Source organism: Streptomyces sp. NPDC004788, from assembly GCF_053601115.1.
In genome coordinates this window covers 1-14,638 of sequence record NZ_JBSGBF010000077.1, presented here as the reverse complement: position 1 = coordinate 14,638, position 14,638 = coordinate 1, and the positions used below count along the sequence as shown (strand labels likewise).

15 protein-coding genes are annotated in these 14,638 nt (G+C 73.0%); 8 read left to right on the top strand and 7 right to left on the bottom strand.

The annotated features are described in order from the left end of the window. Positions 1–99 precede the first annotated feature (99 nt). A complete protein-coding gene (locus ACWEJX_RS27715) occupies positions 100–702 on the top strand; it encodes an Lrp/AsnC family transcriptional regulator (RefSeq protein ID WP_451610136.1) in 603 nt (200 codons plus the stop codon). Between the two features lie 148 nt (positions 703–850). On the opposite strand, the gene ACWEJX_RS27710 is transcribed toward ACWEJX_RS27715, so the two are convergent. After that, positions 851–1,444, bottom strand: coding sequence for a TetR/AcrR family transcriptional regulator (locus ACWEJX_RS27710; protein ID WP_451610135.1), 594 nt, complete (start codon positions 1,442–1,444; stop codon positions 851–853). Next, entirely contained in the window at positions 1,441–3,084 is a 1,644-nt protein-coding gene (locus ACWEJX_RS27705; protein WP_451610134.1) for a 3-hydroxyacyl-CoA dehydrogenase, read from the bottom strand. The genes ACWEJX_RS27710 and ACWEJX_RS27705 overlap by 4 nt, the downstream gene beginning before the upstream one ends. 124 nt (positions 3,085–3,208) lie before the next feature. On the opposite strand from ACWEJX_RS27705, the gene paaN reads away from it, so the two are divergent. Continuing rightward, positions 3,209–4,906: a phenylacetic acid degradation protein PaaN gene (gene paaN / locus ACWEJX_RS27700; protein WP_451610133.1), complete on the top strand. Its 1,698-nt coding sequence runs from the start codon at positions 3,209–3,211 to the stop codon at positions 4,904–4,906. Positions 4,907–5,108: 202 nt separating this feature from the next. Here paaN and ACWEJX_RS27695 read toward each other — a convergent pair whose 3' ends face one another. Genes ACWEJX_RS27695 through ACWEJX_RS27685 form a run of 3 tightly spaced genes read right to left on the bottom strand, consistent with a single transcriptional unit; the run spans position 5,109 to position 7,923 of the window. Further along, on the bottom strand, positions 5,109–5,768 hold the full coding sequence (locus ACWEJX_RS27695; protein ID WP_451610132.1) for a TrmH family RNA methyltransferase: 660 nt from the start codon (positions 5,766–5,768) through the stop codon (positions 5,109–5,111). Then, the gene (locus ACWEJX_RS27690) at positions 5,765–7,057 is read right to left on the bottom strand and encodes an HTTM domain-containing protein (RefSeq protein ID WP_451610131.1); all 1,293 of its coding nucleotides are present in this window, start codon (positions 7,055–7,057) and stop codon (positions 5,765–5,767) included. The genes ACWEJX_RS27695 and ACWEJX_RS27690 overlap by 4 nt, the downstream gene beginning before the upstream one ends. Next, positions 7,054–7,923 carry a DUF5819 family protein gene (locus ACWEJX_RS27685; RefSeq protein ID WP_451610130.1) on the bottom strand — a complete coding sequence of 290 codons (870 nt, stop codon included), beginning with the start codon at positions 7,921–7,923 and terminating at the stop codon, positions 7,054–7,056. Before ACWEJX_RS27685 ends, ACWEJX_RS27690 begins: the two co-directional genes overlap by 4 nt. Positions 7,924–8,035: 112 nt before the next feature. On the opposite strand from ACWEJX_RS27685, the gene paaA reads away from it, so the two are divergent. The 6 genes from paaA to ACWEJX_RS27655 all read left to right on the top strand — a co-directional run bounded on the left by paaA (position 8,036) and on the right by ACWEJX_RS27655 (position 13,122). Next, on the top strand, positions 8,036–9,055 hold the full coding sequence (gene paaA / locus ACWEJX_RS27680; RefSeq protein ID WP_451610129.1) for a 1,2-phenylacetyl-CoA epoxidase subunit PaaA: 1,020 nt from the start codon (positions 8,036–8,038) through the stop codon (positions 9,053–9,055). Beyond that, positions 9,052–9,339, top strand: a complete 288-nt coding sequence (gene paaB, locus ACWEJX_RS27675; protein WP_389210854.1) for a 1,2-phenylacetyl-CoA epoxidase subunit PaaB — start codon at positions 9,052–9,054, stop codon at positions 9,337–9,339. The genes paaA and paaB overlap by 4 nt, the downstream gene beginning before the upstream one ends. Beyond that, on the top strand, positions 9,336–10,085 hold the full coding sequence (gene paaC / locus ACWEJX_RS27670) for a 1,2-phenylacetyl-CoA epoxidase subunit PaaC (protein ID WP_451610128.1): 750 nt from the start codon (positions 9,336–9,338) through the stop codon (positions 10,083–10,085). Before paaB ends, paaC begins: the two co-directional genes overlap by 4 nt. Positions 10,086–10,267: 182 nt before the next feature. Continuing rightward, positions 10,268–10,747 (top strand): 1,2-phenylacetyl-CoA epoxidase subunit PaaD, encoded by a 480-nt coding sequence (paaD, locus tag ACWEJX_RS27665; protein ID WP_451610156.1) that lies wholly within the window; start codon positions 10,268–10,270, stop codon positions 10,745–10,747. Further along, the gene (locus ACWEJX_RS27660) at positions 10,748–11,836 is read left to right on the top strand and encodes a 2Fe-2S iron-sulfur cluster-binding protein (RefSeq protein WP_451610127.1); all 1,089 of its coding nucleotides are present in this window, start codon (positions 10,748–10,750) and stop codon (positions 11,834–11,836) included. 155 nt (positions 11,837–11,991) lie between these two features. Then, positions 11,992–13,122 carry an acyl-CoA dehydrogenase family protein gene (locus ACWEJX_RS27655; protein WP_451610126.1) on the top strand — a complete coding sequence of 377 codons (1,131 nt, stop codon included), beginning with the start codon at positions 11,992–11,994 and terminating at the stop codon, positions 13,120–13,122. 26 nt (positions 13,123–13,148) lie between these two features. On the opposite strand, the gene ACWEJX_RS27650 is transcribed toward ACWEJX_RS27655, so the two are convergent. Together ACWEJX_RS27650 and ACWEJX_RS27645 are read right to left on the bottom strand one after the other, a co-directional pair. After that, complete coding sequence (locus tag ACWEJX_RS27650) at positions 13,149–13,493, bottom strand: rhodanese-like domain-containing protein (protein ID WP_451610125.1); 345 nt, start codon at positions 13,491–13,493, stop codon at positions 13,149–13,151. A 99-nt stretch (positions 13,494–13,592) separates the two neighbouring features. Then, positions 13,593–14,465 (bottom strand): hypothetical protein, encoded by an 873-nt coding sequence (locus ACWEJX_RS27645; RefSeq protein ID WP_451610155.1) that lies wholly within the window; start codon positions 14,463–14,465, stop codon positions 13,593–13,595. Between the last annotated feature and the right edge of the window lie 173 nt (positions 14,466–14,638).

Sequence of the window (14,638 nt, the reverse complement as noted above, 5' to 3'; positions counted from 1 at the left end):
TACAGGCGCCTCAAGCCTGTGGACAAACGGTTTTCCACAGCCTGGGATGGGTGCAAGTCGTCCACGATAGAGAGGCGGGGGGCTATGGCGGAAGAACAAATGGCCGACATCGAGGGGCGCCCGGACGACGAGCGCCTGAACGCGCTCCCCGGCGCCGCCCTCCCGGCGGCCCCGGCCGGCGGGCCGCAGACGTACCAGGGGACGACTTCCGGCCCTCCCGCCATGGTCCCTCCGGGCGGGCCCGCCCGCCCGCTGGACGCGATCGACCGGGACATCCTGCGGCTGCTCCAGGCGGACGGTCGCGCCTCGGTCCGCTCGGTCGCCGAACGGGTCCACGTCTCGCGCGCCAACGCGTACGCGCGGATCAACCGGCTCATCGAGGACGGCGTGATCCGCGGCTTCGGCGCCCGCGTCAACCACGAGCGGGCGGGGCACGGCGCCTCCGCCTACATCACCCTCAAGATCGTCCAGAACACCTGGCGAACCGTCCGCGAACAGCTCCGGGCCCTGCCGGGCGCCGCCCACATCGCCCTCGTCAGCGGCGACTTCGACGTCCTGCTGCTCGTGCACACCCCGGACAACCGCACCCTGCGTGAGCTGGTGCTCACCCGGCTCCAGTCGATCCCCGAAGTCCTGTCGACCCACACCCTGCTGGTCTTCGAGGAGACGGACCTGGACCCGTGCACGGAACTGAGGGACTGAGGGACTGAAGGACTGCGGAACTCAGGGGCCGAGGGGCCGACGGGCCGAGTGGCCCGGGGGCCGAGGGGCCGATACGCGGGAAGACGAGAGCCCGCCCGGGCGACCCGGGCGGGCTCGGCGCGTCGGCGCGACGGCGCGGACGGACGGCTCAGCTCGCCGTCCGCAGCCCGTCGAAGGCCATGTGGACGAGCGTGTCCACCAGCTGCTCCCGCTCCGCCTGGGAGGCGTACTGCGGCCGGTACCACTCCACCAGCGAGTTGATCATGCCGAAGAGCAGCCGGGTCGCGAGCCGTATGTCCAGGTCGGCCCGCAGGTCGCCGTCGACGACGGCCGACTTCAGGAGCTCGGCCACCCGGTGGTCGAACTCGCGGCGCCGCTCCAGCGCCCACCGCTCCGTCTTGGTGTTGCCCCGCACCCGCAGCAGCAGCGTCACGTACGGAAGCTCCTCGATCAGCACCTCGACCGTGCGCCGGGTCACGTACTCGACCCGCTCGATCGCCCGGCCACGGCCCGCCGCCGGCTCGTCGAGGACCGCGAAGAGCCCGTCGAGCGCCCGGCTCACGGCCCGGTGCAGCAGCTCCTCCTTGCCGGCGACGTGGTGGTAGATCGACGACTTGGAGATCCCCGCCGCCTTGGACAGGTGCTCCATGGACGTGCCGTCGTAGCCGCGCTCGTTGAAGACCTGCACGGCGACCGTGAGCAGCGTCTCGGGGGTGTACGTGTCGCGTCGCGCGGTGGTCATCGGCTCTCCTCCGCCTCTGCGGCTTCTTCCTCGGACGCCCGGCGCGCGAGCGCGAGCGAGGGCGCGTAACGGCCGGTGGGGTAGCGCTCGTGCAGCTCGCCGAGCAGGTCCCGCACGCGCGCGTGCCCGATCCGCGCGGCCCACTCCAGCGGCCCCACGGGGTAGTTGACCCCGAGCCGCATCGCCGTGTCCACGTCCTCGGCGGAGGCCACGCCCCGGTCGACGGCGTCGGCGGCGACGTCCGCCAGCATCGCGACCGTGCGGGCGACGATCATGCCCGGTACGTCACCGATGACCGACACCTGCTTGCCGAGCGCCTGGAACAGGCCGACGGCCTCGGCGAGGACGTCGGGGTCGATGCCGCGCCGGGCCGACAGAACGATCCTGCTCGCCTTCTCGTAGTCGAGGGCGAGGTCGAAGTGGACGATCTCGTCCTGGTGGTACTCGAAGGCGGTCTCGCCGTCCGCGAGGGCGAGCTCCGCGCCACCGGGCAGCTCGATGATCCCGCCGCCGCGCTTGCGCCGCACCGCGATCCCGGCCCGCTCGAAGAGGCCGACCAGCGGCTCGGCCGGCCCGAGGTCGCCCCGCACGGTGATCCGCGCGGGTGCCTCGGCCGGCGGCGCGGTGTGCGGCTCGGGGCGCTCGGCGCCCTCCGCGTACGGGAACCAGCCGTGCCCCGTCTTGCGGCCGAGGCGGCCGGACTCGACGAGCCGCCGCTGGGCGAGCGAGGGGGTGAACTTCGGGTCCTGGAAGAAGGACTCCCACACCGAGCGGGTCACGGCCTCGTTGACGTCCTGCCCGATGAGGTCGGTCAGCTCGAAGGGGCCCATCCGGAAGCCGCCGCACTCGCGCAGGGCCGCGTCGATGGTGGCGGGGTCGGCGGCGCCCTCCTCGAAGATCCGCAGCGCCTCCGCGTAGAAGGGGCGGGCGACCCGGTTGACGATGAAGCCGGGGGTGTCGGCGCAGCGCACCGGCGTCTTGCCCCACCGCTTCATCGTCTCGTACGCGCGCGCGGCGGTGGCCGGGGCGGTGGCGAAGCCGCTGACGACCTCGACGAGCGGCAGCAGCGGCGCCGGGTTGAAGAAGTGCAGGCCGACGAACCGGCCGGGCAGCCGGAGCCCTCCCGCGATGGCGGTGACGGAGAGGGAGGAGGTGTTGGTGGCGAGCACGGTGTCCGCGCCGACGACCTGCTCGAGGTCGGCGAAGAGCTGCTGCTTGACCTCGAGTCGCTCGACGATCGCCTCGATGACCAGGGCGGTGTCCGCGAGGCCGGCGAGCTCGTCGGCGGCGTGCAGCCGGCCGAGCGCCGCGTCGCGCTCCGCCGCGTCGAGCCGGCCCTTCTCGACCAGCCGGTCCAGGCGGCCCGCGACGGCCTTCACGGCTTCCGCGGCCCGGCCGGGGGCGCTGTCGTAGAGGCGTACGGGATGGCCGGCGACCAGGGCGACCTGGGCGATCCCCTGCCCCATGGTCCCGGTGCCGACGACGGCGACGACGCCGTCCGGCTCGATGCCCGGCTCGGCGACCGGCCGAGTGGCCGACCCGGTGACCGGTCCGGTGGCCGGCCCGGTGGGACGGGCTCCGTCGGCAGCCGACACCGTGTCGCCGTTCCCCTGCCCCTGGACGGTCGTGCTGGCGCTCATAGGAGTGATCCTCCCCGATGGGTTTTCCACAGGATCGCCGGACCCCCTTGTCCCGACCGATCGTTCGGTTACTCTAACTCCGTACGCGTCTCCCTGCCCAGCTCGACGAGGAGTTGGTCCATCCATGGCCACCGCTCAGCTGACCACCGACGTTCTGGCCGAGAAGCACCGGTCCACACTCGATCAGGCGCTCGCCACGATCCGCACCCGTGCCTACTGGTCCCCGTACCCGGAGCACCCGAAGGCGTACGGGGAGAACGGCTCGCTGGACGCCGCCGCCGGCCTCGCCGCCTATCAGGAGCTGCTGGGCCGGCGCTTCGAGCTCGACCAGCCCGGCATCGACGGCTGGGTCCCCGGCGAGACCTCGCCGTACGGCCCGGAGCTCGGCGTGGAGTACCCGCACGCCGACCTCGACGTGCTGCTCCCGGCGATGCGCGCCGGCCTCGCCGCCTGGCGGGACGCCGGGCCCGAGACCCGCGCGATGGTGTCCCTGGAGATCCTCGCCCGGATCTCCGCCCGCACCCACGAGTTCGCCCACGCCGTCATGCACACCAGCGGCCAGGCGTTCATGATGGCGTTCCAGGCCGGCGGCCCGCACGCCCAGGACCGCGGCCTGGAGGCCGTGGCGTACGCGTACGAGGAGCAGACCCGCACCCCGGCCGGCCGCGCCGCCTGGTCCAAGCCCCAGGGCAAGCGCGACCCGCTGGAGCTCACCAAGGAGTTCACGGCCGTCGGCCGCGGCATCGGCCTCGTCATCGGCTGCAACACCTTCCCGACCTGGAACGGCTACCCGGGCCTGTTCGCCTCCCTCGCCACCGGCAACGCGGTGCTGGTCAAGCCGCACCCGCGCGCGGTGCTGCCGCTGGCCCTCACCGTCCGCGTCGCCCGCGAGGTCCTCGCCGAGTCCGGCTTCGACCCCAACCTGGTGGCGCTGGCCGCCGAGCGTCCCGGCGAGGGCATCGCCAAGACGCTGGCCGTCCGCCCCGAGATCCGGATCATCGACTACACCGGCTCGACCGCCTTCGGCGACTGGCTGGAGACCAACGCCCGCCAGGCGCAGGTCTACACGGAGAAGGCCGGCGTCAACACGGTCGTCGTCGACTCCACCGACGACTACAAGGGCATGCTCTCCAACCTGGCGTTCTCGCTGTCCCTGTACAGCGGCCAGATGTGCACCACCCCGCAGAACCTGCTGATCCCCCGCGACGGCATCACCACCGACCAGGGCCCCAAGTCCTACGACGAGGTCGTCGCCGACCTCGCCGCCTCGGTCGGCGGCCTCCTCGGTGACGACGCCCGCGCCAACGCGCTCCTCGGCGCCCTCGTCAACCCCGACGTCAAGGCCCGCCTGGAAGCGGCCGCCGGCCTCGGCGAGGTGGCCCTCGCCTCCCGCGAGATCGTCAACCCGGAGTTCCCGGACGCGGTCGTCCGTACGCCCGTCATCGTGAAGCTCGACGGCTCCAAGCCCGACTCGGAGGCCGCCTACTTCTCCGAGTGCTTCGGCCCCGTCTCCTTCGCCGTCTCGGTCGACTCCACGGCCGACGCCCTGGAGCTCCTGCGCCGCACCGTCCGCGAGAAGGGCGCCATGACCGTCGGCGCCTACACCACCTCGCCGGACACCGAGCGCGCCGTCGAAGAGGTCTGCCTGGAAGAGTCCGCCCAGCTCTCCCTCAACCTCACCGGCGGCGTCTACGTCAACCAGACCGCCGCCTTCTCCGACTTCCACGGCTCCGGCGGCAACCCGGCCGCGAACGCGGCGCTGTGCGACGGCGCCTTCGTCTCGAACCGCTTCCGCGTCGTGGAGGTTCGCCGCCAGGCCTGACCCGCCCGAACCGTCGGGGCCCCGAGGAGGGGCGGGGCCCCGACGCACGACACGGAGCCCGCCGTACGACGGGCCCCTCCGAACGACGGGGCCCTCCGAACGACGGGGCCCTCCGTACAACGCGGAGCCCTCCGTACAACGGGGGCCCTGCGCATCACACGGGGGCCAAGGGCCGGAGCCCCTCAGGCGATCTCAGGCGATCTCAGTCGATCTGGGCGTACCTCTGCACCCACGCGTGCATCGCGATCGCCGCCGCCGCTCCCGCGTTGATCGACCGCGTCGAGCCGAACTGGGCGATCGAGCACACCATCTCCGAGGCCTCCCACGCCTCCTGCGTCAGGCCCGGCCCCTCCTGCCCGAACAGCAGCACGCACCGCCGCGGCAGCACCGTCCGCTCCAGCGGCACCGCGCCCGGCAGGTTGTCGATGCCGATGATCGGCAGCCCCTCGGCGGCCGCCCAGGCGGTCAGCTGGGCGGTGTCGGGGTGGTGGCGCACGTGCTGGTAGCGGTCGGTGACCATGGCCCCGCGCCGGTTCCAGCGCCGCCGCCCCACGATGTGCACCTCCTTGGCGAGAAACGCGTTGGCGGTGCGCACCACGGAGCCGATGTTGAAGTCGTGGCCCCAGTTCTCCACCGCCACGTGGAAGTCGTGGCGGCGGGTGTCGAGGTCCGCGACGATCGCCTCACGCGTCCAGTAGCGGTAGCGGTCGACGACGTTGCGCCGGTCGCCGCCGGCGAGCAGCTCGGGGTCGTAGCGCTCGCCTTCGACGCCTTCGGGCCACGGCCGCGGGTGCGGCCCGACGCCGACCTCGGGGCCGTACCCCTCGTCGTACTGGATGGGCTGTTCTTCGGTGGTGCTCACCCGACGAGGGTACGGGGACCGTCCTCCGTACGGCTCTGTTCGGGCACGGGCGCGACGTCGGCGGCCCGCCCGAGCACCCGGTCCCGAACGCGCGCGACCCGCGCCCCCGCCCACACCAGGAAGCCCGTCGGCAGGAACACCGCGTCCGCGGCGATCATCGCGAGCGAGAAGAACGGCAGTCCGAGCAGCAGCGCGATACCGGCGTGCTCCAGCATCATCGCCGCGAGCAGCACGTTCTTGACCTTGCGGTTGAAGAGCGTGAAGGGGAACGCGACCTGCACGATCACCGTGCCGTAGGTCAGCAGCAGCACCATCGTGCCGCTGTCGCCGAGCAGTCCGGAGAGGGCGGGCCAGGGCGAGAAGTAGTCGAGGTGCAGCGGGTAGTAGAGCGCGGTGCCGTCCTGCCAGCGCGAGCCCTGGACCTTGTACCAGCCGGCCGTCGCGTAGATCAGACAGACCTCCGCCATGATCACGACGAGGGTGGTGTTGTGGGCGAGGTTGGCGACGACGTCGAGGAGCGTGCGCGGCTCGTCGGGCGCGTACCGGCACACCAGCCACCACAGCCCGTGCCCCAGCCACAGCACCCACAGCAGCACCAGCAGCCACCACTCGCCGGTGATGTCCGAGAACCAGGTCGCGGCGAGCAGGAAGCCGCCGAGCACGGTCCACAGGAGCGGCCCGACGAAACGGTCCTCCCCCTTGCCCCGGGCGGCCCGGCGGGCGTCGAGCGACCACACCTGAGCGCAGCGGGTGAGGACGAGGTAGAGCGACATGATGTGGACGACGTTGTCGCCGCCGTCGCCCATGAAGATGGCGCGGTTCTGCAGGGACAGCACGCCCGCCATGAAGACCACGGAGACGGCGCGGGTGCGCCAGCCGACCAGCAGGAGCACGGCGGAGAGCACGGCGAGCGCGTAGACGGTCTCGAACCAGAGCCGCCCGTCGGACCACATCAGCGCGCTGAAGGAGCGGTTGTCGGCGATCAGCCGTCGCCCCATCTCCCAGGACCAGGGGCTGTCGGGCCCGTACAGCTCCAGACGGTGCGGCCATTCGCGCAGCAGGAACAGCAGCCAGGTGAGGGAGAAGCCGATCCGGACGATCGCCGTCTGGTACGGGCCGAGGGCGTGCGCGGTGACCTTCTGCACGGCGGCGGCGAGCCGGCGGTCGAAGGGCGGCCGGCCGGCGGACGGCGGGCGGTCGGCGGAGGGGCGGGACGGGGCGACGGCGGACGGCGCAGCAGACGCCGCGGAGGGAGCGGCAGACGCGGTGGAGGGGCTCTCGGTCGTCATCGGGCGGCCGCCTCGGTGTCGGTGGTCTTCCCGGTCGCTCCCGCGGGCCGGTCGGCGTCGGTGATCCGCCACCAGGCGTAGCTGCGGTACGAGGGCCGGGTGTCGGTCTTCTCGGTGCTCCACGGCGGCGCCTGCACGGACCGGGTGGCGGAGCGCAGCTGGATCTTCAGCACCCGGCCGCCGAGCTCCCGCTCGTCGAGGCGGGAGAGCACGATCCGGCGCAGGTAGCTCCCGGAGAGTTCGCCGCGCACCCCGTTGGGCCGGTCGTCGTCGGTGTGCGAACCGACGTAGAAGTCCCAGGCCCGGCGCAGCTCGTTCTGCACGGTGTGGCTGGGGACGACGCTGCCGCGGATCTTCCCGGCGTCCTGGGCGGTGAGGTCGATCCACCCGGTGGTCCGGCGGCTGCCGTCCGCGCCGGCGATCTGGGCGCGGACCTCGACGGAGATGTTCTGCTGCAGCGGGTTGGGCGCGAAGAGCTTCCAGTTCTGCTCGAACTCGGGGTAGATCCAGTCGTCGACGGCCTCGCCGTGCTGCTTGGTCAGGGTGTTCGACGGCGCGACGTGCAGGAACACCATCGCGAGGTGGACGCAGGCGAAGACGCCGAGGACGGCGAGGGCGACGGCCGCGACCACCTGGTACGGCATCGAGAGCGCGGCGATACCGGCCCGGGGCGCGGTCGCCGGCTCCGGCTCAGGCTCGCGCTCGGCGGGGTGGTCGGCGGGGGGCTCGGCCACGCGCTCGGCCAGGTGCTCGGCCACGCGCTGGGCGGGGGGCTCGGCCACGCGCTCGGCGGGGTGCTCGGCCACCCGTTCGGGCGAACCGTCCGGCCCGGGCGCGTCCGCGGCCCTGTCGTCGTACGAGTCCATCGCGCCCGCTCCCGGTCGGCCTAAGGAGTTATCCACAGAGGTTGACACCATACGGGCCCCCGAACGACCATTGAAGTCATTCAACCGAACGATCGGTCGGTAGGGGGTTCCGATGACCGCAGGTACGGCAGAGACGACAGCGACAGAGGGGTCGGCAGCGATCCAGGCCGCGACCCAGGCCGCCCTGGAAGCGGTCTTCGATGCCGCCGTCGCCGCCGACGAGCGCATCGAGCCGCGCGACTGGATGCCGGACGCCTACCGGACCGGTCTGATCCGCCAGATCGCCCAGCACGCCCACTCCGAGATCATCGGCATGCAGCCGGAGGCCAACTGGATCACCCGCGCGCCCAGCCTGCGGCGCAAGGCGATCCTCATGGCCAAGGTCCAGGACGAGGCAGGGCACGGGCTGTATCTGTACAGCGCCGCCGAGACGCTGGGCGCCAGCCGCGACGAGCTGCTCGACAAGCTCCACTCCGGCCGCCAGAAGTACTCGTCGATCTTCAACTACCCCACGCTGACCTGGGCCGACGTCGGCGCCATCGGCTGGCTCGTGGACGGCGCGGCCATCACCAACCAGGTCCCGCTGTGCCGCTGCTCCTACGGGCCGTACGCCCGCGCGATGGTCCGCGTCTGCAAGGAGGAGTCCTTCCACCAGCGGCAGGGGTACGAGGCGCTGCTCGCCCTCTCCCGCGGCACCGAGGCCCAGCACGCGATGGCCCAGGACGCCGTGAACCGCTGGTGGTGGCCGTCGCTGATGATGTTCGGCCCGCCGGACGACGAGTCGACCCACTCCGCCCAGGCCATGGCCTGGAAGATCAAGCGCCACTCCAACGACGAGCTGCGCCAGCGTTTCGTCGACATCGCCGCCCCGCAGGCCGAGTCCCTCGGCCTCACCCTCCCCGACCCCGACCTGAAGTGGAACGAGGAGCGCGGGCACTACGACTTCGGCCCGATCGACTGGGACGAGTTCTGGAACGTCCTCAAGGGCAACGGGCCCTGCAACGAACAGCGGCTCGCCAAGCGCCGCCAGGCCCACGAGGACGGCGCCTGGGTCAGGGACGCCGCCGCGGCCTACGCCGCGAAGCACGACCAGCACACGCACGCGAACGGGACCGGGGAGGCACGGGCATGACCACCGAAGGATGGCCGCTGTGGGAGGTCTTCGTGCGCTCGCGCCGCGGCCTGTCCCACACCCACGCCGGCAGCCTCCACGCCCCGGACGCCGAGATGGCCCTGCGCAACGCCCGCGACCTCTACACCCGTCGCAACGAGGGCGTGTCGATCTGGGTCGTCCCGTCCGGCGCGATCACCGCCTCCTCGCCCGACGAGAAGGACCCGTTCTTCGAGCCGGCCGCGGACAAGCCGTACCGCCACCCCACCTTCTACGAGATCCCGGACGGGGTGAAGCACCTGTGACCGGCACCCGGCCCACCGCCACCGCGACGGCGACCACCGCCGTCCCGGCGGCGGCGCTCGCCCTCGGCGACGACGCCCTGATCCTCGCCCAGCGCCTGGGGGAGTGGGCGGGCAGCGCGCCCGTCCTCGAAGAAGAGGTCGCGCTCGCCAACATCGCGCTCGACCTGCTCGGCCAGGCCCGGGTGCTGCTCTCCCTCGTCGGCGACGAGGACGAACTGGCGTACCTCCGCGAGGAGCGCGCCTTCCGCAACTGCCAGCTCGTCGAGCAGCCGGGCGGCGACTTCGCGCACACCATCGCCCGCCAGCTGTACTTCTCGACCTACCAGCGGCTCCTCTACGGGCAGCTGGCCGCGGGCGACGGTCCGCTCGCCGGGCTCGCCGCCAAGGCCGTCAAGGAAGTCGCGTACCACCAGGACCACGCCGAGCACTGGACCCTGCGCCTCGGCGACGGCACCGACGAGAGCCACCGGCGCATGCAGGACGCCTGCGACGCCCTGTGGCGGTACACGGGCGAGCTGTTCCAGCCCCTCGACGGCCTCGACATCGACACCGCAGCCATGGAGCGCGCCTGGCTCGACTCCGTCACCGGCGTCCTCGAGCGGGCCACGCTCACCGTGCCCGCCGGCCCGCGCACCGGCGCCTGGAGCGCGGGCGCCGGCCGCCAGGGCCTGCACACCGAATCCTTCGGCCGGCTGCTCGCCGAGATGCAGCACCTGCACCGCAGCCACCCGGGGGCGTCATGGTGACCACGGCCCCCGGCGTCTTGAGCGCCGCCGGCACTCCGAGCGCCGCGAGCGCTCCGAGCGCCCAGACGGCCCCGGCCGCCACAGGCTCCCCGACCTCCCTGGCCTCCCCGACCTCTCCGGTCCCCGCGGCCTCCCCGGCCTCCCCGGCCTCCCCGGCCTCCCCGGCTGCCGCTCCGACGGCCCTGGAGCGGGAACTGGCCCGCATCGCCGGGGCCGTCCCCGACCCCGAGCTGCCGGTCCTCACCCTCGCCGAACTCGGCGTGCTCCGCGGCGTCCACGTACACGCCCCCGGCCGCGTCGAGGTCGAGCTCACCCCCACCTACACCGGCTGCCCGGCCATCGAGGCGATGTCCTCCGACATCGAGCACGCCCTGCGCGAGCACGGCGTGCCCGAGGTCTCCGTCGTCACCGTCCTCAGCCCCGCCTGGTCCACGGACGACATCACCGAGGAAGGCCGCCGCAAACTCGAGGAGTTCGGCATCGCGCCGCCCCGCCCGCAGGGCCCCGCCGGCGGACCGGTGCCGCTGGCCCTGGCCATCCGCTGCCCCCACTGCGGCTCCACCGACACCGAACTCCTCAGCCGCTTCTCCTCCACCGCGTGCAAGGCACTGCGCCGCTGCGCGTCCTGCCGCGAACCGTTCGACCACTTCAAGGAGTTGTAGATGGCGTCCTCAAGCTCTGGACGGGCCGGGTTCCATCCGCTCCGGGTGAGCGAGGTCGAACCGCTCACCGACGACTCCGTGGCCGTCACCTTCGCGGTCCCGCCCGAGCTGCGCGAGTCCTACCGCCACACTCCCGGCCAGCACCTCGCCCTGCGCCGCACCGGGCAGCACGGCGAGGAGATCCGCCGCACGTACTCGATCTGCGCCCCGGCCGTCACCGAGGGCGAGCCGCCCGTCCTGCGCGTCGGCATCCGCCTCGTCGACGGCGGCGAGTTCTCCACGTACGCCCTCAAGGAGCTCGCCGTCGGCGACACCGTCGAGGTCATGGAGCCGATGGGCCGCTTCGTGCTTCCCCCGCGCCCCGGACACTTCGCGGCCGTGGTCGGCGGCAGCGGCATCACCCCGGTCCTGTCCATGGCCGCCACCCTGCTCGCCCGTGAGCCCGAGGCCCGTTTCTGCCTCGTCCGCAGCGACCGCACCGCGTCCTCCACGATGTTCCTCGACGAGGTCGCCGACCTGAAGGACCGCTACCCCGACCGCTTCCAGCTGGTCACCGTGCTCTCCCGCGAGGAGCAGCAGTCCGGCCTGCCCTCCGGCCGGCTCGACCGCGAGCGGCTCACCGGCCTGCTGCCCGCGCTGCTGCCGGTCGGCGACATCGACGGCTGGTTCCTGTGCGGGCCGTTCGGCCTCGTGCAGAGCGCCGAGCAGGCGCTGCGCGACCTGGGCGTCGACCGCGCCCGCATCCACCAGGAGATCTTCCACGTCGACGACGGCTCCGCGCCCGCCCCGGCCGCCGCGGCCGACGCCCCCGCGGACGCCACGCTGACCGCCACCCTGCACGGGCGCTCCGGCAACTGGCCGGTCCAGCAGGGCGAGACGCTCCTGGAGACGGTGCTGCGCGCCCGGGCGGACGCCCCGTACGCCTGCAAGGGCGGCGTCTGCGGCACCTGCCGCGCCTTCGTCGTCTCCGGCGAGGTCCGGATGGACCGCAACTTCGCCCTGGAGCCCGAGGAGACCGACGCCGGCTATGTCCTCGCCTGCCAGTCCCACCCCGCCACCCCGGAGGTCGAGCTCGACTTCGACCGCTGACGGACCCGCCTGGCGGACCTGCCTGACGGACACGGCTGACGGACTCCTTTGAGGAAGACCGTCGGCCGCTGCCCGCCCATTCCCTTCCGGTAGAACCTGTTCTATCTTGACGGTCCGTCAGATCCCGTCAGGGCAGGGCCGGAAGGGACAGGACCGTGGACTTCACCTTCACCGAAGAACAGCAAGCCGCCGTCGAGGCGGCCAAGGCCGTCTTCGCCGACGTCACCCCCGACGCCGTACCGAGCCCCGCCCTCACCCCCGGCGCGGTCGCCGACGACCACGACCGCGCCCTCTGGGCCCGCCTCGCCGGCGCCGACCTCCTCGGCCTCGTCCTCGACCCCGCCCACGGCGGCTCCGGGCTCGACCCCGTCGCGCTCTGCCTCGTACTGCGCGAATCCGCCCGCGTCCTCGCCCGGGTCCCGCTCCTCGAAACCAGCGCGGTCGCGCTCACCCTCCAGCGATACGCCCCCGACACCGCGGCCGCCCTGCTGCCCCGGGTCGCGCGCGGCGAACTCGTACTCACCGCCGCCGCCCACGGCCGCACCGGACACGACCCGGCCCCGCTCGCCGTCACCGCCCACCGCGACACCACCGGCTGGACCCTCGACGGCCACACCGGCAACGTCCCCTGGGCCCACCACGCCGATCACATCGCCGTACCCGCGCACACCCCCGACGGCCACACCGTCCTCGCCCTGCTGCCCCGCGACCACGACGGCCTCACCCTGACCGACCAGTACGGCACCCACGGCGAACTCCTCGCCGCACTCCACCTCGACGACGTCCACCTCGGCACCGCCGACGTCATCGACACCGAGGGCGCCTGGGAACGGCTGCACGGCCTCCTCGCCACCGGCACCTGTGCCCTCGCCCTCGGACTCGGCGAACAGGTCCTGAACCTGACGAGCCAGTACACCGGAAAGCGGGAACAGTTCGGGCACCCCGTGGCCACCTTCCAGGCCGTCGCCGTCCAGGCCGCCGACCGCTACATCGACCTGCGCGCCATGGAGGTCACCCTCTGGCAGGCCGCCTGGCGCATCAGCACCGGAGCCGGCGCCGCACTACCCGCGGCCGCGGACATCGCCGTCGCCAAGATCTGGGCCGCCGAAGGCGTCCGCCGCGTCGTGCAGACCGCCCAGCACCTCCACGGCGGCTTCGGCGCCGACACCGACTACGCCCTGCACCGCTACCACGCCTGGGCCAAACACCTCGAACTGTCCCTCGGCCCCGCCGCCCAGCACGAAGAGGAACTCGGCGACCTGCTCGCCACCCATCCCCTCGCCTGAAACAGACCGAGCCGGGGCCCCGGGAACTACAGCACGAAGGCGGGGCTGCCGCTGTCCGTCACCATCGGGCGCCCCGCACCGTCCCAGGCCAGCATGCCGCCGTCGACGTTCACCGCGTCGATGCCCTGCTGCACCAGGTACTGCGTGACCTGAGCCGACCGGCCGCCCACCCGGCACATCACGAACGCCCGGCGCCCATCGGCCACGGCCTCGGTCACCTCACCGAACCGCGCCACGAAGTCGCTCATCGGCACGTGCAGCGCACCCTCGACATGACCGGCCGCCCACTCGTCGTCCTCACGGACGTCAAGAACCAGAGCATCGGCCGGTACGGAAGCCACGTCGACCGACGGCAGCGGGGCGAAATTCATGGACCTGGCCTTCTCTCTGCAAACTCCGCGCCACACCCGGGCGCACCACCATCGAACCTACTGCACGCCGCCGGCCGCACGCCGCCGGCCGCACGGCGCTTACCGAAGGAGCGCCGAGAGCTCCGCCTCACGCTCGGCGACCTGCGTACGCAGCTGCTCCGCGATCTCCTCCAGGAGCCGGTCCGGGTCGTCCGGCGCCAGCCGCAGCATCGCGCCGATCGCGCTCTCCTCCAGCTCCCGCGCGACCAGCGACAGCATCTCCTTGCGCTGCGCCAGCCACTCGAGCCGCGCGTACAGCTCCTCGCCCTCGCTGAGCCGCGCCTCCGGCACCGGCCCCGCCGCCCACTCCGCCGCCAGCTCGCGCAGCAGCGCCTCGTCGCCACGGGCGTAGGCCGCGTTCACCCGCGTGATGAACTCCTCGCGCCGCTTGCGCTCGTCCTCTTCCCGCGCCAGATCCGGATGCGCCTGACGCGCCAGATCCCGGTACAGCTTCCGCGCCTCGTCCGACGGCCGCACGCGCTTCGGCGGCTGCACCGGCCGCTCGGTCAGCATCGCCGCCGCCTCCGCCGAAAGCCCCTCGGAGTCGATCCAGTCGTCGAACAGCTCCTCGACCCCCGGCATCGGCAGGACCGCCGCCCGCGCCTCGCGCGCCCGCCGCACGTCCTCCGGGTCCCCGGTCCGCGCCGCCTTCGCCTCCGCGATCTGCGCGTCCAGCTCGTCGAGCCTCGCGTACACCGGCCCCAGCCTCTGGTGATGCAGCCGGGAGAAGTTCTCCACCTCGACCCGGAACGTCTCCACCGCGATCTCGAACTCGATCAGCGCCTGCTCCGCGACCCGGACGGCCTGATCCAGCCGCGCCTCGGGCCGCTCGCCACCGGCCTGCCCACCGTCGGGCAGCCCGCCCGCAACCGGGTCGCCCGCAACCGGACCGCCCGCGGGCACTTCACCCGCAACCGAGTCGCCCGCGGGCACGTCACTCGCACCCGGCTCGCCCTCGGGCCGGTCCTGGGACTCGCCACCCACGCCCTGGTCCACGCTCACGTCCACGCCCGTCCACGTCCTCGTTCCGGCTGGTCCCACCCAGCGTACGGTCCTCCGGGGGGCCTCCCCCCCTCCCTCCCCCCTCCCCCTCCCCCCCCCCGATC